Raw genomic sequence first — 24,531 nt, 5'->3', positions numbered from 1 at the left:
CGGGAAAGTGTGAGCGGTTTCCCGGCAAGATCATGCGCAAAACAAAATCCGAAGCGCGATGAACATCGCGCCCGCCGGGGATGTAACGGCGGCGGGGCCAAAGCGCAACCGCCCCCTCGCCCGCATCAGGTGTTATCCGCTACCACAGCCCGCCGGTGCCCGGCCGCATGAGAAAGCCCGAATCCGGCTGTTGCTGCTGCGAGGCCGGCATGCCGCCACGCGCGTCGGCGTCGGCCACACCGATGACGGAATAATTATCCGGCGGCGCCGTGCCGGGCTTGAAGGCTTCGAGGATGGTTCCGCCGGTCTCGCCGGGACCGGCACGCATGCCGGTCTTGGCGACGACGCGCACCAGCTTGATGCCGGCCGGCACCTTGAACGGAACGGCGGGCTTGTCGGCGAGCGCGAGCTTGAGGAAATCGCGTGCAATCGGCGCAGCCAAATGCCCGCCGGTCGCAGCGTTGCCCTTACCGAGCGCGCGCGGCTTGTCGTAGCCCATATAGATCGCGACCGCGACGTCGGGCGAGAAGCCGACGAACCAGGCGTCCTTGGCCTCGTTGGTGGTGCCGGTCTTGCCGGCGATGGGCTTGCCGACCTCCTTGACCACGGTCGCGGTACCGGCCTGCACCACGCCTTCCATCAGCTCGGTGATCTGATAGGCGGTCATGGAGTCCAGCACCTGCTCGCGGCGATCGATCAGCTGCGGCTCGGGCTGGTTCTTCCAGCCGCCAGGTGCGTCGCAGCCGCGGCATTCGCGCTGGTCGTGCTTGAAGATGGTGTGGCCATAGCGATCCTGGATACGGTCGATCAGGGTCGGCTTCACGCGGCGGCCGCCATTGGCAAGCATCGAATAGGCGGTCACCATGCGCATTGCCGTCGTCTCACCGGCGCCGAGCGCGTAGGAGAGATAGTTCGGCAGCTCGTCATAGACACCAAAGCGGCGGGCATATTCGCCGATCAGGGGCATGCCGATATCCTGCGCAAGGCGCACCGTCACCGTGTTGAGCGACTGCCGCAGCGCGTTGCGCAGCGTCACGGGCCCCTGGAATTTGCCCGAGGAGAAGTTTTCCGGGCGCCACACGCCGGCACCCTGACCCTGGTCGATCTCGATGGGCGCGTCGAGCACGACGGTCGACGGCGTGTAGCCGTTGTCGAGCGCGGCCGAATAGACGATCGGCTTGAACGACGAACCCGGCTGCCGGTAAGCCTGTGTGGCGCGGTTGAACTGGCTCTGGTCGAACGAGAAGCCGCCAACCATCGCGAGCACGCGGCCGGTCCAGGGATCCATCACCACCATCGCGCCGGACACCTCTGGGATCTGGCGCAGGCGGTACTGGCCTTCGACCGGCTGGCCTTCCTTGGTGTAGAGCGGATCGGCATAGATCACGTCGCCGGGCGCCAGCACCTGCGCCACTGACGTCGGTGTCTTGCCCTTGGCATTGCCCTGGGCCGCTCTCGCCCAGCGCACACCGTCGAGGGTGACGAGGCCGGTCTCGCGTTGCTTGCTGACGGCGCCGCCGAGTTCGCGGCTCGGCTGGAAGCCGATGCGCGCCGACTGGTCGCTTGTCTCCAGCACCACCGCCATGCGCCACGGCGAGATGTCCGACAGCGACTTGATCTCGGCGAGCTTCACGCCCCAATCGCCGGAGATGTCGAGCTTGCTCATGGCGCCGCGATAGCCCTGCTGCTCGTCGTAGTTCACGAGGCCGGCGACCATGGTCTTGCGCGCCATGACCTGAATCTTGGGATCGAGCGTGGTGCGGACCGAGAGGCCGCCCTCATACAGTTTCTTCTCGCCGTAACGCTCGAAGATGTCGCGGCGGACTTCCTCGGCGAAATATTCGCCGGCGAAGGTGTGGGCGCCGTTGGAGCGGTTGGTGACGGCCAGCGGCTCCTTGCGCGCCTTGTCGGCGTCGGCCTGCTTGATCCAGCCGTTCTCCAGGAGACGATCGATCACGTAGTTGCGGCGCTCGATGGCGCGGTCGCGGTTACGCACAGGATGCAGCGTTGCCGGCATCTTCGGCAGCGCCGCAAGATAGGAGGCTTCCGCCACCGTCAGCTCGTTCACCGACTTGTCGAAATAGACCAGCGAAGCGGCCGCGATGCCGTAGGCGCCGAGGCCGAGATAGATCTCGTTCAGGTACAGCTCGAGGATCTTGTCCTTCGAATAGGTCTTCTCGATACGCATCGCCAGCAAGGCTTCCTTGATCTTGCGGGCGAAGGAGACCTCGTTGGTCAGCAGGAAGTTCTTGGCAACCTGCTGAGTGATCGTGGACGCACCCTGCGGACGGCGGTTGGAGCCGTAGTTCTGCAGATAAAGCAATCCGGCGCGCGCCATGCCGGTGTAATCGATGCCGCCATGCTCGTAGAAATTCTTGTCCTCAGCCGCCAGGAAGGCGTTGATCACGAGCTTCGGCACCGCCTGGATCGGCAAATAAAGACGCCGCTCCTTGGCATATTCGCCGAGCAGCGAGCCGTCGACCGCGTGCACACGCGTCATCACCGGCGGCTCGTAGTCCTGAAGCTGGGAGTAGTCGGGCAAGTCCTTGGAGAAATGCCAGATCAGGCCTGCCACGGCTCCGACACCGACAAGGAACACCACCGTTCCCGCGGCGAACAGGAAGCCCATGAACCGCACAAGCAAGCGCATTATGTGTTTATCCGTTCAAAAGTCTGGATCAGCCCAGTCAGCCCCTCGGCACCCAAAACTGGCGCCAACCTCACGTCGCGAATTCAACGGCCTACGCAATCACATCAAGCTGGGCCTAAAGACGCTTGTCGAGCGGGATTCTCTCCGATTCCGGAACCCCCTGCGGCATTTTTTATAAAGCGTCCGCTGTGGCCAAACTAGGGCCTTTGCGGCGGGACGGAAAAACCCTTTTAATTCGAGGAGCCGGCGGTGGCCATCCGCTTGGCCAGGAACCCGTCAATGGCCTGCGCCATCGAGGCCACGGCCTTTGACCGCCAGCCCTCCGATACGAGGTGCTCGAGGTCGCCCTTGTTGGAGACGTAGCCGATCTCGACCAGGACGGACGGAACGTCAGGCGCCTTCAGGACCCGGAAACCGGCTGATTTCAGGGGATGCTTGTGCATCCGCACGCTCGACTTCATTTCAGCCATCAACAGGCGAGCGAAACGGTTTGAAAACGTACGGGTTTCTCGCTGGGTGAGGTCGATCAGGATGTCGGCGACGTCAGTCGGCTCCTCAGCCAGATTGAACCCCGCGATGGCATCTGCCCGGTTTTCCGCATCCGCCAGCCGCTGCGCCTCGGCGTCGGAGGCCTTGTCGGACAGCGTATAGATGGTGGCGCCCTGCGCGTCACCCTCGGCCTTGGGCAGCGCGTCGGCGTGGATCGAGACGAACAGGGCCGCCTTCAGATTGCGGGCGATCTTGGTCCGATCATTGAGCGGAATGAAGGTGTCGTCGTCCCGCGTCATCACCACACGGTATTTGCCGGCCTTCTCGAGCCTGTCGCGGAGCGCCAGGCCGAAGGCCAGCACCAGGTTCTTCTCGCTCTCGCCGCTCGACTGGGTGCCGTTATCGATGCCGCCGTGGCCGGGATCGATCACGACCACCGGACGGCTATCGGCCTTCTGCTGCGTCGCTTCAGGCGCCGAGGCGGCCGGAACCGTGGCGGGCGGCGGGTCGGCGACTGCGGGCCGCAGGTCCGGGCGGGTCTGCGGAGGAATCGTGGGCACGAAAGCGGTGCGATCGACCTCCTCCAGCTCGAGAACGAGCCGCGCCGGCTGGCCATTGGCCGCCTCCAGCACGTAGGAATTGGCGATCTTGGCGGGTCCCGTCAGGTCGAACACGATTCGCGAGCCGCCGGGCATGACGAGGCCGTAACGGAAGGCCTTGACCAGCCCCCGCCCCGCAATCCCGGTGCCGGCGGGCAGCTGAAAATTGAGCTGCGGTACGTCGACCACGACCCGGTACGGGTCGGCCAGGGTCACCGTGCGGAAGGTGACGGTCTGATCGAGGTCAAGGACGAAGCGGGTCTGCCTGGCATCGCCGGCGAGGCGCGCGGCCGAGGCGATAGGAAAATTCGCCACCGCCGCAGCAGGTTGCGGCTGGCTTTCCGCCGCGCTCAGCCGCCAGGAATCAGCGCACGCCAATAGTGCAGTGCACAGCAGCGCGCTCCCCAGCAAAAGCCTTTGATTTGTGCGGCTCGCCACCGATTCCGTGCCTCCGAGCAGCCCTTTTAACGCAATAGAACCACAGGGTTAATCGGTCCTTAATGACAGAAATGCGAAACTCGCCGACTGTGACCGGCGTGCGACGCTCCCTTGCACGGTTGGCCCATTCCACGTATGTACGGAATGCTGACGGCCGATATTTTCGGTTGTGTCGCATTCAGCCTCCCGGTGCAGCGCCGGAGCTCCCAAGATTTGGGAATCCAGCGTTTTCCGTTCCCCTCTAAGACCAGCGCGGTGCGCGGCAGCGAGGTGGAGCGGACCAAGCCCCGATGGTGGACGGTCCCTGGTTACCTCAGCGTGTCCGGGACGGTTCTGACAGCGGCGTGACCATTTACCCGGTCCCTTAATCCCAAGGGAGCGGTTCGTGATCCCCAAGGCGAGCGCGCTCGCGCCATGCCTGGCCTGCAGCAACTGATTGAGGGGCGGCCTCGCCGCCCAATGCTTCATACGGGCCGACGCTTGATGCGCCAGACTGTGCCGACGAATTCTGAAGGACCATTCGCGACGCTGCGGAGTGACAATCCCGCGCGCCGCCTCGGTCCTGAAGCTTCCGGTTCGGCAAGGCGCGAGAGACGGCGTTTCGGCCTTCCCCTCACCCCCGAATCAGGTGGACCGTCGCGTCACCCGGCAGCGCAATTCGCGCCCACGGTCGAGCGCGCCCGCCGCCGCCAAGAGTTAAGACATGCCCAACAAGATGTTGATCGATGCCACCCACCCGGAAGAGACCCGGGTCGTCGTGGTCCGCGGCAATCGCGTCGAAGAGTTTGATTTCGAGACCGCGCAACGCAAGCAACTGCGCGGGAATATCTATCTCGCCAAGGTCACAAGGGTCGAACCTTCGCTTCAGGCCGCCTTCGTCGAATATGGCGGCAACCGCCACGGCTTCCTCGCCTTCAGCGAAATCCATCCCGACTACTACCAGATCCCGGTCGCCGACCGGCAGGCGCTGATCGAGGCCGAGGAACAGGCCCATCGCGAAGCCGAGGAAGAGAGCGAGAACCGCTCCCACGGCCGCCGCCGCTCGCGCCACCGTAATGCCCGCCGCCGCGCCCACGGCGAGCGCGTCCGCAGCGACATCGTCGAAGGCCTCGAGGCCGGCGCCGATCCCGTGGCCCGGCCGGTCGAGGGCGAGATCCTGCACACCGAGGCCGCCTCGCACGAGGGCGAGCACTTGCTTGCTGATGCGGAGCATGACGGCGAGCATGACAGCCACGAACATCACGACCACGAGCATGGCGAACATGATCACCACGATCATGACTATGAAGCGCGTGGGCACGACGACCACCATCATGCCCATGATGACGATCACGCGCAGGATCATGACGATCACCATCATGATGACCAGCACGATCATCACGACCATGATCATGCCGAGACGCCCGCGCCTGTCGGAGCGATCGGCGCCGAGCCCGTGGTCCCAGCCGAGACTGCTCCCGGACCGCAGGAAGCCCAGACCTTCGAAGCTCACACCTCCGAAGCACATGCCGAGGCTCTGGCCGAAGCCGTAACCGCCGCCACTGAACCGGCCGATGCCGTCTACGCATCTGGCGATGTCACCGAGGCGCCGCATGCCGAGGCCGCGGACACCGCTGGTGAAGACGACGAGGACGAGGACAGCGAGGAAGCCGAAGAGGAAGTCGTCGAATCCGTCGGCGGTGACGACGTTCTGGAGGAAGTGCCGGAGCGCACCTTCCGGCCCCGCCGCCAGTACAAGATCCAAGAAGTCATCAAGCGCCGCCAGGTGATGCTGGTGCAGGTAGTCAAGGAAGAGCGCGGCAACAAGGGCGCGGCGCTCACGACCTATCTCTCGCTCGCCGGCCGCTATGCCGTGCTGATGCCGAACACCGCCCGTGGCGGCGGCATCAGCCGCAAGATCACGAGCGCACAGGACCGCTCGCGCCTGAAGGAGGTGGTGCAGGATCTCGACGTGCCCGAGGGCATGGGCATCATCCTGCGCACCGCAGGCGCCTCCCGAACCAAGCCGGAGATCAAGCGCGATTTCGAATATCTGATCCGGATGTGGGAGACGGTGCGCGACCTGACGCTGAAGTCGCAGGCCCCGACCCTCGTCTACGAGGAAGGCTCGCTGATCAAGCGCTCGCTGCGCGACCTCTACAACAAGGAGATCGACGAGATCCAGGTCGCCGGCGAAGCCGGCTACCGCGAAGCGCGCGATTTCATGAAGATGCTGATGCCGGCCAACGTCAGCGCGGTGAAGCAGTATCGCGACGGCCAGCCACTGTTCTCGCGCATGGGCGTCGAAAGCCAATTGGACGCGATGTTCTCGCCGACCGTGCAGCTGCGCTCCGGCGGCTATGTCGTGATTAACCAGACCGAGGCGCTGGTCTCGATCGACGTCAACTCGGGACGTTCGACGCGCGAGCACCACATCGAGGACACCGCGCTCAAGACCAATCTGGAAGCGGCCGAAGAGGTCGCCCGCCAGCTCCGCCTGCGCGACCTCGCCGGCCTGATCGTCATCGACTTCATCGACATGGACGAGAAGCGCAACAACCGTGCGGTCGAGCGCAAGCTGTCCGATTGCCTGAGGCAGGATCGCGCCCGCATCCAGGTCGGCCGCATCTCGCATTTCGGCCTGTTGGAAATGTCGCGCCAGCGCATCCGAGCCAGCGTGCTGGAATCCTCGACCGATCCGTGTCCGCATTGCGGCGGCACCGGCCACGTCCGCTCGGTGTCCTCGGTGGCGCTGCAGCTCTTGCGCGGCCTCGAAGAGATCCTGATGAAGGGCGCGACCCACAATCTCGTGGTCCGCACCCGCACCGACGTCGCTCTCTATGTGCTGAACCACAAGCGCGGCCATCTGCGCGACCTCGAGAACAGCTTCAAGGTCACGCTGTCTGTCATTGCCGACCAGAGCGTCAGCGGCCCGCAGGCATACGTCATCGACCGCGGCGAGCAGGTGCATACGCTCGAAGCCGCCAAGGCGCTGCTCGCAGCGCAGGCTGCCGCGGGCCCGCCGCCGCTGGCTGAAGACGCCTATGACGACGAGGAGTTCGATCCGGAGCTGGAATCCGAGGTCGAGAGCGAGGAGACTGAGGGTCTTTCCGAGGAGCAGCAGGCTGCCGGCGAAGCCGGCCCCGAGCAGGAAGGCCAGCGCCGCAGGCGCCGCCGTCGCCGCCGCGGCCGCGGTGGGCAGCGCGATGGCGAGCTGCGCGAGGACAGCCCGCCTACCCTTCCCGAGGCGGCCGTGGCCGCCGGCGAAGGCGAGGACGACGCCGAATCCGAGCAGGATGTCGAGGAAGGCGAGGAGCAGGCCGCTCGTGGCGAGCAGCAAGGTAGCGGCGAGCGCCGGCGCCGGCGTGGTCGCCGCGGCGGACGCCGTCGGCGTGGCGGTGGCGAGGAAGGTCTCGCCGGCTCCATCGGCGACGAGCTCGCGGGCAATGCGCCGCCGGAAGCGAGCAACGCAGTCGCCGATTTCGACGGTCTCGGCAACGAAGCTGCGCCCTCGATTGCACAGGCCGAGCATGTCGCCGAGCCGCAGCCTGCGCCGCGCGCTGAGGTGCCGACCGAGGCGCCGGCCCAGCCGGAGCCCGCTCCCACTGCAGCGGCCGAAGAGCCCGCCGACGACAAGGCCGCGCGACGCCGCTCCACGGTCCGGGAAAAGGTGAGCTTCCTGACGAGCAGCCCGAGCGAGCCCGCAGCGCCGGTTGCGCAGGCGAGCGAGCCGGTTGCTCCACCCGCGCCGGCCCCTGAACCCGCGCCGGAAACGACGATCGAGACTCCGGCCGCGCCGCGTCGCGCCGGCTGGTGGTCTCGCCGCTTCGGCGGCGGCGAGTAACAGGAACATCCAGACGAAACCGCCCGGCCAAACCGGGCGGTTTTTGATTTGGCGAGGTCAGTGCTGATGCAAAGTGCGATCGTTCTCGGCGGCGGCATGATCGGCGTGAGCGCGGCGCTGCACCTGCGCCAGCGCGGCTGGGCCGTCACGCTCGTGGACCGTAGGGAGCCGGGCCGCGAGACCAGCTACGGCAATGCCGGGATGATCCAGGCCGAAGCGGTGCGGCCCTATCCGATGCCGCGCGACCTTTCCTCGCTGCTCAAGATCGCGACCGGCCGCACCAACGACGTGCGCTACAGCCTGTCCTCGCTTCATCTCCATATCGAACCCCTGCTCCGCTACTGGTGGCATTCGGCGCCGAAGCGGCACCGCGAGGCGATCGAGGCCTGGGCGCGGCTGATCGCCTACGCGACAAGCGAGCACGACATTCTCATTCGCGAAGCGCACGCCGACAATCTGATCCGCCGCGCCGGATACCGGCATCTGCATCGCGACGCGGCCTCGTTCGACCAAGCCGTCAAGGCCGCGGAAGACGACGAGCGCGAGTTCGGCGTGAGGTTTCGCGCGCTCTCCGGCGCCGAGCTCGCCAAGGCCGAACCGATCCTGCGCGACGACCTCCCCGGCGCGATCCATTGGCTCGACACCTGGACCGTGTCCGATCCCGGCGCGCTGGTCACCGCCTATGCCGAGCTGCTCGAGCGCCTCGGCGGCAGCATCGTGCTCGGCGATGCCCAGAGCCTGCAGCAGACCGCGACCGGCTGGTCGGTCAACACCGACAAGGGACGCATCGACGCCCCCCACGCCGTCGTGACGCTCGGACCATGGTCGCCCGATCTGCTCTACAAGTTCGGCTATCGCATTCCGCTGGTGCGCAAGCGCGGCTACCACATGCACTATGCCGGCGGCGCGTCGCTCGATTTGCCGCTCGTCGACAAGTCCGGCGGCTATGCCATGGGGCCGATGGCCAAGGGCATCCGCATCACCACCGGCGCGGAATTGACCGGCATGGATGCGCTGGCAACGCCGGTGCAGCTCGCCAGCGCCGAGGCCTCCGCGCGCGAGCTGATCGATCTCGGCCGGCGCGTCGAGCCCGATCCGTGGTTCGGCACGCGGCCCTGCACGCCCGACATGCTCCCGGTGCTTGGGCAGGCTCCCCGCCATCCCGGCCTCTGGATGAATTTTGGCCACGGCCACCAGGGCTTTACGCTCGGACCCGCGACCGGACGCCTGCTCGCGGAGATCATGAGCGGCGAGATGCCGGCGATCGACCCGACACCGTACCGGCCGGAGCGGTTCTAGCCCTCCTGCTTGGTCAGCACATCCCTGATGCGCTGGGCATCCGCGGGCGTCGCCGGGTTGTAGACGACCATGCCGAGATCAGGCCTTCCGTCGACCGCGAAGGCCGAATATTCGAACGCAATCGGGCCGAGCACGGGATGGCGCAGATGCTTGATGCCCTCGCCATAGGAGCGAACGTCATTGTCGGCCCACAGTTTTGCGAATTCGGGGCTGAGACGGCACATCTCGTCGACGAAATCGGCGACATGCGAGACCGCTCCGGCGCGCACCACATCGGCGCGGAACGCCGCGACCACGAAACGGGCGACGTTCTCCCAGTCATATTGCGCAGCGCGCACCCGCGGCTCGCAGAAGATCAGGCGCAGGATGTTGCGCTGCTCGGGCAGCAGCTTCGAATAGTCGGTCAGCACGATCGTGGCCGCGCGATTCCAGGCGACGACGTCCCAGATCGTCGTGCAAATGATCGCCGGACTCGCCTCCAGCGCGTCGAGCAGGCGCTGCAGCCGCGGGGAAACGCCATCTGTCGCCTGATAGCGCACCTCGGGCGGACGGCCGAGGCCGAGCAGGAACAGATGCTCGCGCTCGACGTCGGTCAGCATCAGCGCGCGGGCGATCCGGTCGAGAACATCGGCTGACGGCGCACCGCCCCGGCCCTGCTCCAGCCAAGTGTACCAGGTCGGGCTGATATTGGCCCGTTGCGCCACCTCCTCGCGCCTGAGCCCCGGCGTGCGCCTGCGGCTGCCGGAAAAGCCGAAGGCGGCTGCGTCGAGCCTGATACGGCGGTCCTTCAAGTAGGTCCCGAGCAGGTTCTCGCTGGCGCTCTCGCTCATCCTGTTAGCCATTATACCCTGATAATGTCACTACTTTACCCGGATAAGCCAAGCGCAGATGGTCGTCTCCACCAACGGCTCGATTGATCCCTGGAGATACCTCATGCGTGTTTTCGTCACCGGCGCCACCGGCTTTGTCGGCTCCGCCGTCGTTCGCGACCTGATCGCCGCCGGCCACCGCGTCACCGGCCTCGCCCGGACAGATGCAGGCGCAGCCGCCGTCACCGCGATGGGCGCCGAGGTCCATCGCGGCTCGCTGGAGGACCATGCGTCCTTGCGCCGCGGCGCAGCTGCTTCCGACGGCGTGCTTCACCTCGCCTTCAACCACGACTTCTCGAAGTTCACTGAGAATTGCGAGCTCGACCGCCGCGCCATCCTCGCGCTCGGCGAGGAGCTGAAAGGCTCCAACCGCCCACTCATCGTCACCTCGGGCGTGGCGCTGCTCGCGCCCGGACGCCTTGCGACCGAGGACGATGCAGCGGCGCGCCACTTCCCGCGCGTGTCGGAGGCCACCGCCGAAGAGCTCGCCGAACGCGGCGTGCGTGCCGGCATCGTGCGGCTGCCGCCCACCACCCATGGCGAGGGCGACCACGGTTTCGTGCCGCGCCTGATCGCGATCGCGCGCGAGAAAGGCACTGCCGCCTATATCGGCGATGGCAGCAACCGCTGGCCGGCCGCGCACCGCTTCGACGCTGCGCGTGTCTACCGGCTCGCGCTGGAGCACGGCGCATCTGGCGGCCGCTATCATGCGATCGCCGAGGAAGGCGTGCCGTTCAAGGTGATCGCGGACGTGATCGGCAAGAGGCTCGGCGTGCCCGTGGTCTCGAAGGCGCCGGAGGAAGCGGAAGCGCATTTCGGCTGGTTCGCGCGGTTCGCCGGCGTCGACGTTCCGACCTCCAGCGCGAAGACCCGCGCGACGCTCGGCTGGGAGCCCAAAGAAAAAGGGCTGATCGAGGATCTCGACCAGCCCTATTATTTCAAGATCTAACGGCGCAACGCGCCATTAGATCCGCATCAGTCCGTCGTGACAGCCGTTTCCATGTCGGTCGGATCGATCTGCTGGCTCAGCCGCGCGGTGAGCTTGTCACGGTCGAGCTCGCCTTCCCACCAGGCGACGATCACGCAGGCGACGCCGTTGCCGCACAGATTGGTCAGCGCGCGGCACTCGCTCATGAACTTGTCAATGCCGAGCACGATGGCCATGCCCGGCACGAGGCGCGGATCGACCACCGCGAGCGTCGCCGCGAGGGTGATGAAGCCCGCACCGGTGATGCCGGAAGCGCCCTTCGAGGTCAGCATCGCCACGACCAGGATCGTGAGCTGCTGGCTGAAGGACAGATCGTAGCCGAGCGCCTGGGCGATGAAGAGCGTCGCCAGCGTCATGTAGATGTTGGTGCCGTCGAGGTTGAACGAGTAGCCCGTGGGCACCACGAGACCAACCACCGACTTCGAGCAGCCGAGCCGCTCCAGCTTCTCCATCAAGGACGGCAGCGCGCTTTCCGACGACGAGGTGCCGAGCACGATCAAGAGCTCGTCCTTGATGTAGGCCAGGAACTTGAAAATCGAGAAGCCCGCAAGCCGCGCGATGATGCCCAGCACCACGAACACGAACAGCGCCGCTGTCAGGTAGAACGTCGCAATCAGGCCGACGAGATTGAGGATCGCGCCGGTGCCGAACTTGCCGATGGTGTAGGCCATCGCGCCGAACGCGCCGATGGGAGCTGCACGCATCACGATGGAGATGACGCCGAACACGGCGTGCGCGGCGTCGTCGATGAAGTTGCGGATGGTGTGGCCGCGCTCCCCTAGGCTCATGATGGCGAAGCCGAACAGCACCGAGAACAGCAGCACCTGCAGGATCTCGCCTTGCGCGAAGGCGCCGACCACGGTGTCGGGAATGATGTGCAGGACGAAGTCGACCGACTTCTGCGCCTCGGCCTGCTTGGCGTAGTTGGCGACGGCCTGCGCGTTGGCGGCGGCATTGCCGAAGCCCGCGCCCGGCCTGACGACGTTGCCGACGATGAGGCCGATCACCAGCGCGAAGGTCGAGACCACCTCGAAATAGACCAGCGCCTTGACGCCGATGCGGCCGACCTTCTTGGCGTCCTGGATGTGCGCAATGCCGGACACGACGGTGCAGAAGATGATCGGCGCGATCACCATCTTGATCAGCTTGATGAAGCCGTCGCCCATCGCTTTGATCCACTCATTGGTGGCGAGCGACGGCCACAGCCAGCCGACGATGGCGCCGAGCACGATGGCGATCAGCACCTGGACGTAGAGAACTCTGTACCACGGCTTTGCTGCGGCTGGCGCTGGCGGCGCCGCCGCCATCGTTGTGGTCGTCATCGTTTCACTCCCCCTCAAAAATCAGAGCCAGCCAAGATCAACTTGGCCGGCTCTGTCAATTGGAACTGCTCGGAATGGTGCGCTTTACCCGCGGCGATCGACGAGCCGGCGGGCCGCCGGCATCAGCGCCGCGCCCAGCGTGTTCTTGACCAGCGAGGCCGCGATGAACGGCACGATGCCGACTTGCCAGGCCTTCGCGGCGCCGAGGCCGAGGCCAAAGGCGAGCCAACCGAACCCGGCCGCCAATATGACGATATGACCGACGGCCATGGCCGCGAACAGCAGCACGACGCTGCGATCCCAGCCGCGCTCGGCGAGCCAGCCGGTCATGAAGGCCGCCAGCACGAAGCCGAACAGATAGCCGGCGGTCGGGCCGACCAGCGGTGCGATCCCACCCACGGGACCGGCGAACACCGGCAGCCCCATCGCGCCCTCGGCGAGGTAGGCAACCATGGTTGCGCTGCCAAGGCGCCAGCCATAGGCGGCGCCGATCATCAGCACCACCAGCGTCTGCAACGTCATGGGCACGTAAGGCAGCGGCAGGTTGACCTTGGCTGACAGCGCCATCAAGGCGGTGCCGAGCGCGATCAGCACGACGGCGCGCAGTGCGCCGACGCTTTCGCCCGGCCGGGTCGGCCACATCAATGCGGCGAGAGGAGAATGCGTGGCGGTGGGCGCGGAACGGTCAGACAAGTTGCACTCCGGAAGGCTGACGAAAACTGGCGGCTATTTAAGCCAGTGAGCGATCCGGTCAACTGCCTCGCGCATCTCCTCCGGCGAGCGCGCATAGGACAGACGAATGAACGAGCGGCCGTGAACGGGATCGAAATCGAGCCCTGGCGTCGCGGCGACGTTCGCCTGCTCCAGCATTTGCTTGGCGAACTCGAAACTGTCGGAGGTGAAGTCCGAGACGTCGGCATAGAGATAAAATGCACCGTCGGCCGGCAGGAACTTGCGCAGGCCCGCCCTGGGCAATCCCTCGATCAGGATGCGCCGGTTTTCCTGGTAGCCGTGCTTGATCTCCTCCATCTCCGCTGCGCCATCGAAGGCGGCTTCGGCCGCGATCTGCGACAGCGCCGGCACCGAGATCGACAGGTTCTGCTGCAGCCGCTCGATCGGACGCACCAAAATCTCCGGCACGACCATCCAGCCGACGCGCCATCCGGTCATGCAAAAATACTTCGAGAACGAATTGATCACGAGTGCGTGCTCGGACAACGCGGCCGCGGTCACCGCGGGAAACGCGTAGTCGAGCCCATGATAGATCTCGTCGGAGATGAAGCGAATGCCGGCATCCTCCGCCGCGGCGATCAGGCTGGCGAGCGCCTCGCGCGACATCATCGTGCCCGTCGGATTGGCGGGACTGCCGACCAGCACGCCCTTGAGCGGCGCCTTGCGGTGGGCGGCAAGCAGCGCGTCGCCGGTCAGCGCATGGCGCGTCTCGTCCGTGGTCTCGATCAGCACCGGCTCGCAGCCAAGCGCGCTGAGGATGTGGCGATACGGCGGATAGCCGGGCACCGTCACGGCGACACGGTCGCCGGGCGCGAACATCGACAGGAACGCCAGGATGAATCCGCCGGAGGAGCCGGTCGTCACCACGATCCTGTCAGGGCTGACGTCACAGCCATGGACGTCCCGATAGTGCTGCGCGATGCGCGCGCGCAACGAGGGGATGCCGAGCGCCGAGGTATAGTCGATCCGCCCCGCCTCGAGCGCCGCATGGGCGGCCGCAATCGCCGTCTTCGGCGCTCCGGCTGCCGGCTGGCCGACCTCCATGTGGATGACATGCCCGCCTGCGGCCTCGATTCGGGCCGCGGCGGCCATCACGTCCATCACCATGAAGGGGGGAACATCGCTGCGGCGGGAGGGCTCGAGCCACTGCCCCAACCGGTTCCTCAATGTCGCATCGTGCATCGATTTCTGCTATTTCGCTGGCGGACCGGTCCGTCCGGTCCTTCAAAACGGGGCGCTTGCGCCCCAGACTGGCCGCATTGTACGGCTCATAAGGGGTACGGCTCACAAGGGCATATCGCGTATCCGGTCCGCCGCCAATCGCCAAAAACCAATCACCAAACTGCTTTGCCAGACCGTTTGACCCAGACCGCCTGATGTTGCTCCAGATCGCATTGCGCAGGAAGGCCTCCGCCCTCACCGCTCTCATCACGGCCGCGGCGATCGCGCTGTTGCCGGTCCCGGCCGCGCATGCACAGGCCAAGGGGCCGCCGGTGCTGCGCGACACCGAGACCGAGCAGCTCTTGCGGGAATATACCCGCCCGATCCTGCGCGTCGCCGGTCTGGAGAAGCAGAACATCCAGATGGTGATCCTCAACGACAGCTCGTTCAATGCCTTCGTCGCTGACGGCCGCCGCATCTTCGTCAATTACGGCGCGATCCTCCAGTCGGAGACGCCGAACCAGATCATCGGCGTGCTCGCGCACGAGACCGGGCATCTGGCGGGGGGCCATCTGTCCAAGCTGCGCGAGCAGCTCGCCGCCGCGCAGACCCAGATGATCATCGCGATGCTGCTCGGCGCCGGCGCGATCGCCGCGGGCAGCACCCGCAGCAGCAGCGCCGGCAATAACGGTCTTGCCAATGCCGGCGCGGCCGCGATCGCCGGGCCGCAGGAGATGATCCGCCGCTCGCTCTTGTCGTACCAGCGCCAGCAGGAGGAGAACGCCGACCGCGCCGGCGTGAAATTCCTGACCGCGACCCAACAGTCGCCGAAGGGCATGTACGAGACCTTCAAGCGCTTCACCAGCGAGAGCCTGTTCGCCGCGCGCGGCGCCGATCCCTACCTCCAGTCGCACCCGATGCCGGCCGAGCGCGTCGCCGCGCTGCAGGAGTTTGCCAGCTCCAGCCCGTATTGGGACAAGAAGGACGATCCCGCGCTCCAGCTCCGCCACGATATGGTGCGCGCCAAGATCTCCGCCTTCATGGAGCGGCCGGAGACGGTGTATCGCCGCTATCCGCAGACCAATGACAGCCTGCCGGCGCGCTATGCCCGCGCCATCAGCACTTATCTGCACGGCGATCTGCGCAGCGCGCTGGCCCAGATCGACGCCCTGATCCAGGTCCAGCCCAACAACCCGTACTTCTACGAGGTGCGCGGCCAGGCCCTGCTGGAGAGCGGCAAGCCGGCCGAGGCGATCGCGCCCCTGCGCAAGGCTGTCGCACTCTCCAACAGTGCGCCCCTCATCGAGATGTTACTTGGGCAGGCTCTGGTTGGAACCGATAATAAGGCCTACACGGACGATGCCGTTCGGATTCTCCGTGCCGCAGTGGCACGGGAGCCCGAGGCGCCGCTCGGCTACACCCAGCTCGCGATGGCCTATGGCCGGAAGGGCGACTATGCCGAGGCCGATCTCGCCTCGGCGCAGGCCGCTTACCTGCGCGGCGACAACAAGACCGCCCGCGAGCTTGCCACGCGCGCGAAAACCCGTTTCGCCGTCGGCACGCCCGGATGGGTCAAGGCCGACGACATCGTGGCATCAAAGCCGCCGCGCAACTAGGTCAAATGCAACTAGTCAAACTCAGTAAGACGACGCCTGCTACCACGACGTCACGACACCAGAATCAGTCCGCCGGGACGTTTTCCGAAACCTGCTTTGGATGAGGATTTGCCTATGCCTTCGCTGCGCCTGCTTGCTCCCGCGCTGTTTGCGCTCGCCATGTTCGGCGCAGCCGCGCCCGCGTCGGCTGACAGCTTCTCCGATGCCCAGCGCACCGACATCGAGGCAATCATCAAGAACTACCTCGTCACCCATCCCGAGGTGCTCGAGGAGGCCATGACCGAGCTCAGCAAGCGCCAGGCCGATGCCGAAACCAAGAAGCACGAGGCCAGCATCGCGCAGAACTCGGATGTGATCTTCAACTCGCCGCGCCAGGTCGTCCTCGGCAACAAGGACGGCGACGTCACCTTCGTCGAGTTCTTCGACTACAATTGCGGCTACTGCAAGCGCGCCATGGGCGACATGCTCGACCTCATGAAGAGCGATCCGAAGCTGAAGGTCGTGCTGAAGGAGTTTCCGGTACTGAGCCAGGGCTCGGTCGAAGCGGCGCAGGTCGCGGTCGCCGTGCGCATGCAGGATCCCACCGGCAAGAAATATCTCGACTTCCACCAGAAGCTGCTCGGCGGCCGCGGCGCCGCCGACAAGGCGCGCGCCATGCAGGCGGCCAAGGAAGCCGGGCTCGACACCGCGAGGATCGAGAAGGACATGGCCAGCCCCGAGGTGCGCGCCACCATCGAGGAGAATTTCAAGCTCGCCGAGACGATGGGCATGAACGGCACGCCGAGCTACGTGATCGGCAAGCAGATCGTGATCGGCGCCGTCGGCCTCGAGGGCCTCAAGGAGAAGATCGGCGTCGCCCGCTGCGGCAAGGCGACTTGCTGACAAGCCGATCGCGCATCTCACGACCGACGCATGTAGCGAGGCCGGCTGAAAAGCCGGCCTTTTTCGTTGCCCGACGCCGGCGAATCCGGCGCGCGCATTCATCTCTCGTTTAGGAAACAAATACCCCGGAACCGGCGATGTTCCGGAACAACTCAAATCTCCTTTCGTTGTCGGCGCGGGCAATGACGCAAATGGACACGTGAGGAGAATTCGATGTTGAACCGCTTTATGATCTCGGTTGCCGCACTCGCGCTGGTCGCGGGCACCGGTCTGGCGAACGCACAGGATAAGGGCCGCGACACTGGCGGCGCGGGCTCGCAGCAGCAGATGCAGCATTCGCAGCCGTCTGGCGGCGCCGCTGAGCGCGGCTCGATGGGCAAGGAGTCCTCGGGCGCCGAGAAGGGCACCGTCGGCCAGGCCGGCTCCAGCAGCATGAAGTCCGGCACCTCGGCCGAGGAGAAGTCCTCGGGCGCGAGCAAGGACGAACATTCGGGCCGCGAGATGCACAAGAACGCGGCCGAGGACAAGGCCGGCGCCACCAAGGGCCAGCGCTCCGACGAGCACGCCCAGGGTCAACAGGACAAGTCCAAGAGCATGAGCCAGGACACGAGCAAGTCCGGCGCTCAGAAGGACCAGAAGGCTGAGGGCAGCAAGAGCGGCGCCTCGACCAACAATGCTGAGAACCAGAAGGGTACCGGCACGAGCACCAACCAGAACGCTCAGGGTCAGGCCGGCACCAGCACGAACCAGAACGCGCAGGGCCAGACCAGCACCAACACGACGGTCGGCCAGGCCGGTGCGGGAGCCAAGCTCTCGACCGAGCAGCGCACCCAGATCACCTCGGTGATCCGCGAGGAGCACGTGCGTCCGGTGACCAACGTGAACTTCTCGATCTCGGTCGGCACGCGCATTCCGCGCGAGGGCATCGAGTTGCATGCCCTGCCGTCGCGCGTGGTGACGATCTATCCGGAGTGGCGGACCTACAAGTACGTCCTCGTCAAGGATGAGATCGTGATCGTCAATCCGGACACCTACGAGATTGTGGCGGTCCTGAACGCCTGAGACCGGATCACGGCAAGCTCAGGGGGCGGGCAGCAATGCCCGCCCCCTTCGCATTCGGCCGGCAGCCATGGTTCGGGCTGGTTAACAAGCAATTTCCGTAGTTTCCGCACAGGTTTTTGCGCAACGGATGAGGTGCCTGAACCCGCCCCGGAGGTCCTTCAAGGCTTCCCCTCACGCGCTTTGTTACCTATAACCCCGGCCACGCCGAAGCACCTCTTTTCCGGGATTGGAATGGCCGAACCTGCAACCGACACGATCCTCGTCCTGAACGGGCCGAACCTCAACATGCTGGGGACGCGCGAGCCCGAAAAGTATGGCCATGCGACACTGGCCGACGTGGAGGCGCTGTGCCGGGAGACGGCAGCACATTTCGGCCTCGAGGCCGACTGCCGCCAGTCCAACCGCGAAGGCGAGCTGATCGGCTTCATCCACGAGGCGCATGCGCGCAAGATGAAGGGCATCATCATCAATGCCGGCGGCTATTCGCACACCTCGATCGCGCTGCACGACGCGCTGCTCGCGGTGCAGATCCCGACGGTCGAAGTGCACGTGACCAACATCCACGCCCGCGAGAGCTTCCGTCACCACTCCTACACCGCGCGCGCGGCCTTCGCTTCGCTGTGCGGTTTCGGCATCGAGGGCTATCGCCTCGCCATCCAGGGCCTTGCCGCCAAGCTCGGCATCAAGCCCAAAGCCTGACGCACCCTCCTCACACAGAACATTCGGATCAAACAACATGGCGCGCCAGCCAGACGACAAAACAGCCGCAAAGTTTTCCAGCGAGGATTCCGCACTCGTCCGCGAGCTCGCGCTTCTGCTCGATGAGACCAGCCTCACCGAGATCGAGATCGAACGCGCGGGCCTGCGCCTGCGCGTCGCCCGCAACATCAGCGTCGCCGCGACCATGCCGATGCCGGTTGCAGCTGCTCCCGCCGCTATGCCGGCAGCCGCGGTTGCCGCCGCGGCGCCTGCTGCTGCCGCAGCTGACTTCTCGAAGCATCCGGGTGCGGTGACCTCGCCGATGGTCGGCACCGCCTATTGGGCGCCGGAGCCGGGCGCCAAGCCGTTCATCGAGGTCGGCAACAAGGTCTCGGTCGGCCAGACCCTGCTGATCATCGAAGCCATGAAGACCATGAACCAGATCCCCTCGCCGCGCGCCGGCACGGTGACGCAGATCCTGGTCGAGGACGGCCAGCCGGTCGAGTACGGCGAGCCGCTGGTCATTATTGAGTGACGCGAACGGAGAATAGCGAAGAGCGAATGGCGTCAGCCTTCCCTACTCGCCATTCGCCACTCGCCATTCGCTGCAGGACAACATGTTCGACAAGATCCTCATAGCCAATCGCGGCGAGATCGCCCTTCGCATCCTCAGGGCCTGCAAGGAGCTCGGGATCGCGACCGTCGCCGTGCACTCCACCGCCGACGCCGATGCGATGCATGTGCGCCTGTCGGACGAGAGCGTCTGCATCGGACCGCCGCCGTCCAAGGACAGCTATCTCAACGTGCCCGCCCTGCTCGCGGCCTGCGAGATCACGGGCGCCGATGCGGTGCATCCCGGCTACGGCTTCCTGTCGGAAAACGCGCGCTTCGCAGAAATCCTTGCCGAGCACAATCTGCAGTTCATCGGCCCCAAGGCCGAACACATCCGCCTGATGGGCGACAAGATCGAGGCCAAGAAGACCGCCAAGCGGCTCGGCATCCCCGTGGTACCCGGCTCCGACGGTGCGGTTGGCCCAGATGACGATGCGATGGCGATCGCGAAGAAGATCGGCTTTCCGGTGCTGGTCAAGGCCGCCGCCGGCGGCGGCGGGCGCGGCATGAAGGTCGCGCACAGCGAGGCCGACCTGCAGGTCGCGCTGTCCACGGCGGCCAACGAGGCCAAATCCGCCTTCGGCGATGCCTCGGTCTACCTCGAAAAATACCTCCAGAAGCCGCGCCACATCGAGATCCAGATCCTCGGCGACGGTCGCGGCGGCGCGATCCATCTCGGCGAGCGCGACTGCTCGCTGCAACGCCGCCACCAGAAGGTCTGGGAGGAAGGCCCCTCGCCGGTGCTGGCCGCCGCCGCGCGCGCCAAGATCGGCGAGACCTGTGCCAAAGCGATGCGCGAGATGAAATATCTCGGCGTCGGCACCATCGAATTCCTCTACGAGGACGGCGAGTTCTACTTCATCGAGATGAACACCCGCATCCAGGTGGAGCATCCCGTCACCGAAAGCATCACCGATATCGACCTCGTGCTGGAGCAGATACGCATCGCCGCCGGCGGCGACCTGCCCGCGAAGCAGGAAGAGGTGCAGATCATCGGCCACGCCATCGAGTGCCGCATCAACGCCGAGAACCCACAGACCTTCCGGCCCTCGCCGGGACGCATCACGCAATATCACCCGCCCGGCGGGCTCGGCGTGCGGATCGATTCCGCGGTCTACCAGGGTTACCAGATCCCGCCTTATTACGACTCGCTCGTCGGCAAGCTGATCGTCCATGGCAAGACCCGGGCCGAATGCCTGATGCGCCTGCGCCGCGCGCTGGACGAGATGGTCGTGGACGGCATCGAGACCACGTTGCCGCTGTTCCGCGATCTGGTGCGCCAGGACGACATCATCGACGGCGACTACCACATCCACTGGTTGGAACAGTATCTCGCCGGCAAGGCGGAACCGGGCACGAAATAAATCCTCTCTCCCCATGGAACCCATTGGCCCCAATCGCGTTCTGGACGCTGGGGCAGTTCCAAGGGGGCGTTTTGAATCCCACCCAATTTGATCAAGCGAGGACGTCGTGACGGCCGAGGGCCGGCGACGGCGCGCACTCTGGCAAATCCTGCTGTTCGCGGCGGGCCTTCTGGTGCTGACCGTAATCAGTGCCGGCTCCGTCTACCTCGTCAACAAAGCGCGCGACGACGCCAAATGGGTGCTTCACACCATCGAGGCCGAAAACCAGATCAACGCCCTGCTGCTTGAAATCCGGCGCGCCGAAAGCGGCGCTCGCGGCTTTCTCCTGACGCAGGGACCGGATTTCCAGTCGGACCACCAGAACGCCGTCGCAGCGATCATTCCCGCGCTCGACAAGCTGACGCGCCAGATCGGCGACAATCCGGCGCAACGCGAGAACATTGAGAAGCTGCGCGCGGCGATCCAGATCCGGCTCGACCAGTTCTCACGCGAGATGGATTTCGTGAAGCGGGGCCGGCCCGGCGATGCCGTAGCACTTGTCCGCGAGGCCGCTGCCGGCAATACCACGAACACGATCACCAATCTCGCCAACGCGATGATCCGAGAGGAGGAACGGCTGTTCCGGATCCGCAGCGCCAACTCCGACCGGAGCCAGACGCTGGCGGCGTCGATGACCGGCATCGGCTCCGGCCTCGTCGTGCTGCTGGCCCTGGTCTCGACCTGGCTGGTGCGGCGCTCGGCCGGCGCCCGTGACGAGGCCGAAGCGCGCCTTCGCGACACCAACGTCAATCTGGAGGCCGTGGTCGACGAGCGCACAGCCGACCTGCGCGAAGCCAATGACGAGATCCAGCGCTTTGCCTATATCGTCAGCCACGATCTGCGCTCGCCGCTCGTCAACATCATGGGCTTCACCAGCGAGCTCGAAGAGCTCGGCGGCGACATTTTCCGTCGCATCAGCAGCCTCGCCCACGTCCCCGCCGAGGGGCCACCGCGGCCGACCGGCGAGATCGCGCTCGAAGGCCCGGACAAGCAATTGTCGACGGATTTTGCCGAGGCGCTCGGTTTCATCAAATCGTCGATCGCCAAGATGGACCGGCTGATCTCGGCCATTCTCAACCTCACCCGCGAGGGCCGCCGCGAGTTCCAGCCGGAGAAGATCGACACGCGCGCGCTGATCGAGGCGATCGTGTCGACCCTGGCACACCAGGCCGCCGAGGCGCAGGCCGAAATTCATGTCGAGCCCCTGCCCAATCTCGTCAGCGATCGCCTTGCGCTGGAGCAGATATTCTCCAATCTGATCGACAACGCGATCAAGTATTTGAAGGCCGGCGTTCCCGGCGAGATCAGAATCCGCGGGCGCACCAAGCTCGGCTACGCTATCTTCGAAATCAGCGATAACGGCCGCGGCATCGACCCCAGGGATCACCAACGGATCTTCGACCTGTTCCGCCGTGCGGGAACCCAGGACAAGCCCGGCCAGGGCATAGGTCTTGCGCATGTGCGTGCACTTGTGCGTCGCCTCGGGGGCACGATGTCGGTATCGTCGGAACTGAACGCGGGCAGCACCTTCACGATCACGCTGCCCGTCACCTGGAATGTCAGGAACCGGAACGCAGATCGATGACCCAGCCTGTCACCATCATCATGATCGAGGACGACGAGGGACACGCCCGGCTGATCGAGCGCAACATCCGCCGCTCCGGGGTCAACAACGAGATCGTCTCGTTCCCGAACGGCACCGACGCAATGAGGCACCTGTTCGGCGCCGACGGAACCGGTCTCGTGCAGAAGGGCAACGCGCTCTTGATCCTGCTCGATCTCAACCTGCCCGACATGACCGGAATCGACATCCTGAAGCAGATCAAGGAGAACAAATATCTGAAGGCCTCGCCCGTGGTGGTGCTGACCACCACCGACGATTCCCAGGAGATCAAGCGCTGCTACGAGCTCGGCTGCAACGTCTACATCACCAAGCCGGTTAATTACGAGAATTTCGCCAATGCCATCCGGCAGCTCGGCCTGTTCTTCTCGGTCATCCAGGTCCCGCCCGCCGCCTCATGAACCAGCGCACGCCAACATTGCTCTACATCGACGACGACGACGCGCTGGCGCGTCTGGTCGATCGCGGCCTGACGCGGCGCGGCTACAAGGTCGTTCATGCCGCAAGCGGCGAGGAAGGCCTCGAGCGCATCCGCCGCGCGGAAACCGAGGGCGGCATCGACGTCGTGGCGCTCGACCAGTACATGCCCGGCCTCGACGGCCTCGAGACGCTCGAGCAGATCATGGCGATACGTGGCGCGCCGCCGGTGGTGTTCGTCACGGCGTCGCAAGATTCTACCATCGCTGTGACCGCGCTGAAGGCGGGCGCAGCCGATTACCTCGTCAAGGACGTCAAGGGCGACTTCATCCCCCTGCTCCACGTCGCAGCCGACGGCGCGCTGCGCCAAGCCGAGATGCAGCGGGCGCGCGAGGAAGCAGAGGCCGAAATCCACGCCTCGCGCGACCGCTATGCCGCGCTCGCCGCCGAGCGCGAGCTGCTGCTCCGCGAGGTCAACCACCGCGTCGGCAATTCGCTCCAGATCATCGCTTCGCTGCTGCACCTCCAGGCGAGCTCCGCCTCGCAGGAAGAGGTCAAGGCGGCGCTGACCAATGCGATGGGCCGCGTCGCCGCGGTCGCGCAGGTGCACCGCCGCCTCTACACCTCGCAGGACCTCAAGAGCGTGGTGCTGAACCAGTACCTGGACTCGCTGCTCGAGGATCTCCGCCGCTCGGCCGAAGGCAACCGGATGTCGCGCCTGACGCTGAAGGCCGAGCCGATCGAGCTCGACCCGGATCGCGCGGTCGCCGTCGGCATCATCGTCAACGAGCTGGTGATGAACGCGGTGAAATACGCCTATCCTGATGGTGCCGGCCCGATCCATGTCGAGCTGAGCTCGAAAGGAGACGATCTGCTACTCTCGATCAGCGATGACGGCGTCGGCGACAAGGCCAAGGCCGATCCGCGCTCGACCGGCATGGGCCAGCGCATCGTCGCCGCGATGGCCGCCAAGCTGGATGCCTCCGTCGAGCGCGATCTCGCGCATTCCGGAACTCGCATCATGCTGCGGTTCCGCCGCGCGCCCGACGCCGCCGGCAAGGCCAGCAGCGCCGCGGCGAGCTGACCCTGCGCGCCACCCATCGCAACCGAATTGCGATCCTGCTATTGTTGCCTCATGACTTCGCGCGACTCCGCCTCGTCTGAAATCACGCCGGCCGTGCTGCTGCGCGCCTATGCCTGCGGCATCTTTCCGATGGCGGAAAGTGCCGACGATCCGACCCTGTTCTGGGTCGAGCCGGAATTGCGCGGCGTCATCCCGCTCGACGGCTTCCGCGTCGCCTCGCGCCTTGCGCGCACGGTGCGCTCGGATGCGTTCCGCGTCACCGTCAATACCGCGTTCAAGGCGACCATCGCCGGCTGCGCCGCGCCGCAGGCGGGCCGCGAGGACACCTGGATCAACAAGCGCATCCGCGACCTCTATGGCGGCCTCTACGAGCTCGGCCATTGCCATAGCGTCGAGGCCTGGCAAGGCGACGAGCTCGTCGGGGGTCTCTACGGCGTCAGCTTGGGGCGCGCCTTCTTCGGCGAGAGCATGTTCCACACCGCGCGCGACGCCTCGAAAGTCGCGCTGGTGCATCTGGTGGCCCGGCTGATCCATGGCGGTTTCGAGCTGCTCGACACGCAATATGTCACCGAGCATCTGAAGAGCTTTGGCGCGGTCGAGATCTCGCGGCGCCGCTACACCGGCCTGCTCGACAAGGCGCTCGCCGGCGAGCCCGGCGACTTTCTGAGGCTCTCCGCGGGTGAGGCGATCCCCGGCGCGCGCGCGCTCGAGATCATCGCCTCGCGGCACTAAAGCATGATCCGGAAAAGTGCGAAGCGGTTTTCC

Annotated in this window: 19 protein-coding genes; 13 read left to right on the top strand and 6 right to left on the bottom strand. The window is 65.7% G+C overall.

The genetic code is table 11. The annotated features are described in order from the left end of the window. Positions 1-139 precede the first annotated feature (139 nt). Together AC5V87_RS19850 and AC5V87_RS19845 are read right to left on the bottom strand one after the other, a co-directional pair. Complete coding sequence (locus AC5V87_RS19850) at positions 140-2,650, bottom strand: penicillin-binding protein 1A (protein ID WP_456838656.1); 2,511 nt, start codon at positions 2,648-2,650, stop codon at positions 140-142. Positions 2,651-2,880: 230 nt separating this feature from the next. Further along, a complete protein-coding gene (locus AC5V87_RS19845) occupies positions 2,881-4,176 on the bottom strand; it encodes an N-acetylmuramoyl-L-alanine amidase (protein ID WP_495367537.1) in 1,296 nt (431 codons plus the stop codon). A 703-nt stretch (positions 4,177-4,879) separates the two neighbouring features. Between AC5V87_RS19845 and AC5V87_RS19840 the strand changes: the two genes are divergently transcribed. After that, entirely contained in the window at positions 4,880-7,999 is a 3,120-nt protein-coding gene (locus AC5V87_RS19840) for an Rne/Rng family ribonuclease (protein WP_495367536.1), read from the top strand. Between the two features lie 66 nt (positions 8,000-8,065). After that, positions 8,066-9,298, top strand: coding sequence for an NAD(P)/FAD-dependent oxidoreductase (locus AC5V87_RS19835; RefSeq protein WP_495367535.1), 1,233 nt, complete (start codon positions 8,066-8,068; stop codon positions 9,296-9,298). Here the strand turns inward: AC5V87_RS19835 and AC5V87_RS19830 are convergent. Further along, positions 9,295-10,128: a helix-turn-helix transcriptional regulator gene (locus AC5V87_RS19830; RefSeq protein WP_495367534.1), complete on the bottom strand. Its 834-nt coding sequence runs from the start codon at positions 10,126-10,128 to the stop codon at positions 9,295-9,297. The genes AC5V87_RS19835 and AC5V87_RS19830 overlap by 4 nt on opposite strands. Positions 10,129-10,231: 103 nt before the next feature. On the opposite strand from AC5V87_RS19830, the gene AC5V87_RS19825 reads away from it, so the two are divergent. Next, positions 10,232-11,116 carry an SDR family oxidoreductase gene (locus AC5V87_RS19825; protein WP_495367533.1) on the top strand — a complete coding sequence of 295 codons (885 nt, stop codon included), beginning with the start codon at positions 10,232-10,234 and terminating at the stop codon, positions 11,114-11,116. Positions 11,117-11,142: 26 nt separating this feature from the next. Here the strand turns inward: AC5V87_RS19825 and AC5V87_RS19820 are convergent, their stop codons facing one another. From AC5V87_RS19820 to AC5V87_RS19810, 3 genes are all read right to left on the bottom strand, one after another. Next, positions 11,143-12,477, bottom strand: coding sequence for a dicarboxylate/amino acid:cation symporter (locus AC5V87_RS19820; RefSeq protein WP_456838661.1), 1,335 nt, complete (start codon positions 12,475-12,477; stop codon positions 11,143-11,145). A gap of 84 nt (positions 12,478-12,561) precedes the next feature. After that, positions 12,562-13,119: a biotin transporter BioY gene (locus AC5V87_RS19815; protein ID WP_456843344.1), complete on the bottom strand. Its 558-nt coding sequence runs from the start codon at positions 13,117-13,119 to the stop codon at positions 12,562-12,564. 84 nt (positions 13,120-13,203) lie between these two features. Next, the gene (locus AC5V87_RS19810) at positions 13,204-14,391 is read right to left on the bottom strand and encodes a pyridoxal phosphate-dependent aminotransferase (protein ID WP_495367532.1); all 1,188 of its coding nucleotides are present in this window, start codon (positions 14,389-14,391) and stop codon (positions 13,204-13,206) included. Between the two features lie 194 nt (positions 14,392-14,585). On the opposite strand from AC5V87_RS19810, the gene AC5V87_RS19805 reads away from it, so the two are divergent. The 10 genes from AC5V87_RS19805 (at position 14,586) to aat (ending at position 24,498) form a co-directional block, all read left to right on the top strand. After that, entirely contained in the window at positions 14,586-15,986 is a 1,401-nt protein-coding gene (locus AC5V87_RS19805) for a M48 family metalloprotease (protein WP_456838663.1), read from the top strand. Between the two features lie 114 nt (positions 15,987-16,100). Further along, positions 16,101-16,868, top strand: a complete 768-nt coding sequence (locus AC5V87_RS19800) for a DsbA family protein (protein ID WP_495367531.1) — start codon at positions 16,101-16,103, stop codon at positions 16,866-16,868. Positions 16,869-17,081: 213 nt separating this feature from the next. Beyond that, positions 17,082-17,930 (top strand): DUF1236 domain-containing protein, encoded by an 849-nt coding sequence (locus tag AC5V87_RS19795; RefSeq protein ID WP_495367530.1) that lies wholly within the window; start codon positions 17,082-17,084, stop codon positions 17,928-17,930. A 231-nt stretch (positions 17,931-18,161) separates the two neighbouring features. Further along, the gene (gene aroQ / locus AC5V87_RS19790; RefSeq protein ID WP_495367529.1) at positions 18,162-18,629 is read left to right on the top strand and encodes a type II 3-dehydroquinate dehydratase; all 468 of its coding nucleotides are present in this window, start codon (positions 18,162-18,164) and stop codon (positions 18,627-18,629) included. A gap of 37 nt (positions 18,630-18,666) precedes the next feature. Next, complete coding sequence (gene accB / locus AC5V87_RS19785) at positions 18,667-19,164, top strand: acetyl-CoA carboxylase biotin carboxyl carrier protein (protein ID WP_456838667.1); 498 nt, start codon at positions 18,667-18,669, stop codon at positions 19,162-19,164. A gap of 82 nt (positions 19,165-19,246) precedes the next feature. Beyond that, positions 19,247-20,605 (top strand): acetyl-CoA carboxylase biotin carboxylase subunit, encoded by a 1,359-nt coding sequence (gene accC, locus AC5V87_RS19780; RefSeq protein ID WP_456838668.1) that lies wholly within the window; start codon positions 19,247-19,249, stop codon positions 20,603-20,605. Between the two features lie 106 nt (positions 20,606-20,711). Beyond that, positions 20,712-22,229 carry a sensor histidine kinase gene (locus AC5V87_RS19775; RefSeq protein WP_495367528.1) on the top strand — a complete coding sequence of 506 codons (1,518 nt, stop codon included), beginning with the start codon at positions 20,712-20,714 and terminating at the stop codon, positions 22,227-22,229. Further along, positions 22,226-22,666, top strand: a complete 441-nt coding sequence (locus AC5V87_RS19770) for a response regulator (protein ID WP_456838670.1) — start codon at positions 22,226-22,228, stop codon at positions 22,664-22,666. Before AC5V87_RS19775 ends, AC5V87_RS19770 begins: the two co-directional genes overlap by 4 nt. After that, complete coding sequence (locus AC5V87_RS19765) at positions 22,663-23,766, top strand: sensor histidine kinase (RefSeq protein ID WP_495367527.1); 1,104 nt, start codon at positions 22,663-22,665, stop codon at positions 23,764-23,766. The genes AC5V87_RS19770 and AC5V87_RS19765 overlap by 4 nt, the downstream gene beginning before the upstream one ends. Positions 23,767-23,817: 51 nt before the next feature. After that, the gene (gene aat / locus AC5V87_RS19760; RefSeq protein ID WP_456838672.1) at positions 23,818-24,498 is read left to right on the top strand and encodes a leucyl/phenylalanyl-tRNA--protein transferase; all 681 of its coding nucleotides are present in this window, start codon (positions 23,818-23,820) and stop codon (positions 24,496-24,498) included. Positions 24,499-24,531 lie beyond the last annotated feature (33 nt).

It is taken from the genome of Bradyrhizobium sp. SOJA106 (genome assembly GCF_059448745.1).
The sequence above is the reverse complement of the archived record's forward strand: the minus strand, read 5'-3'. Positions and strand labels throughout refer to the sequence as shown.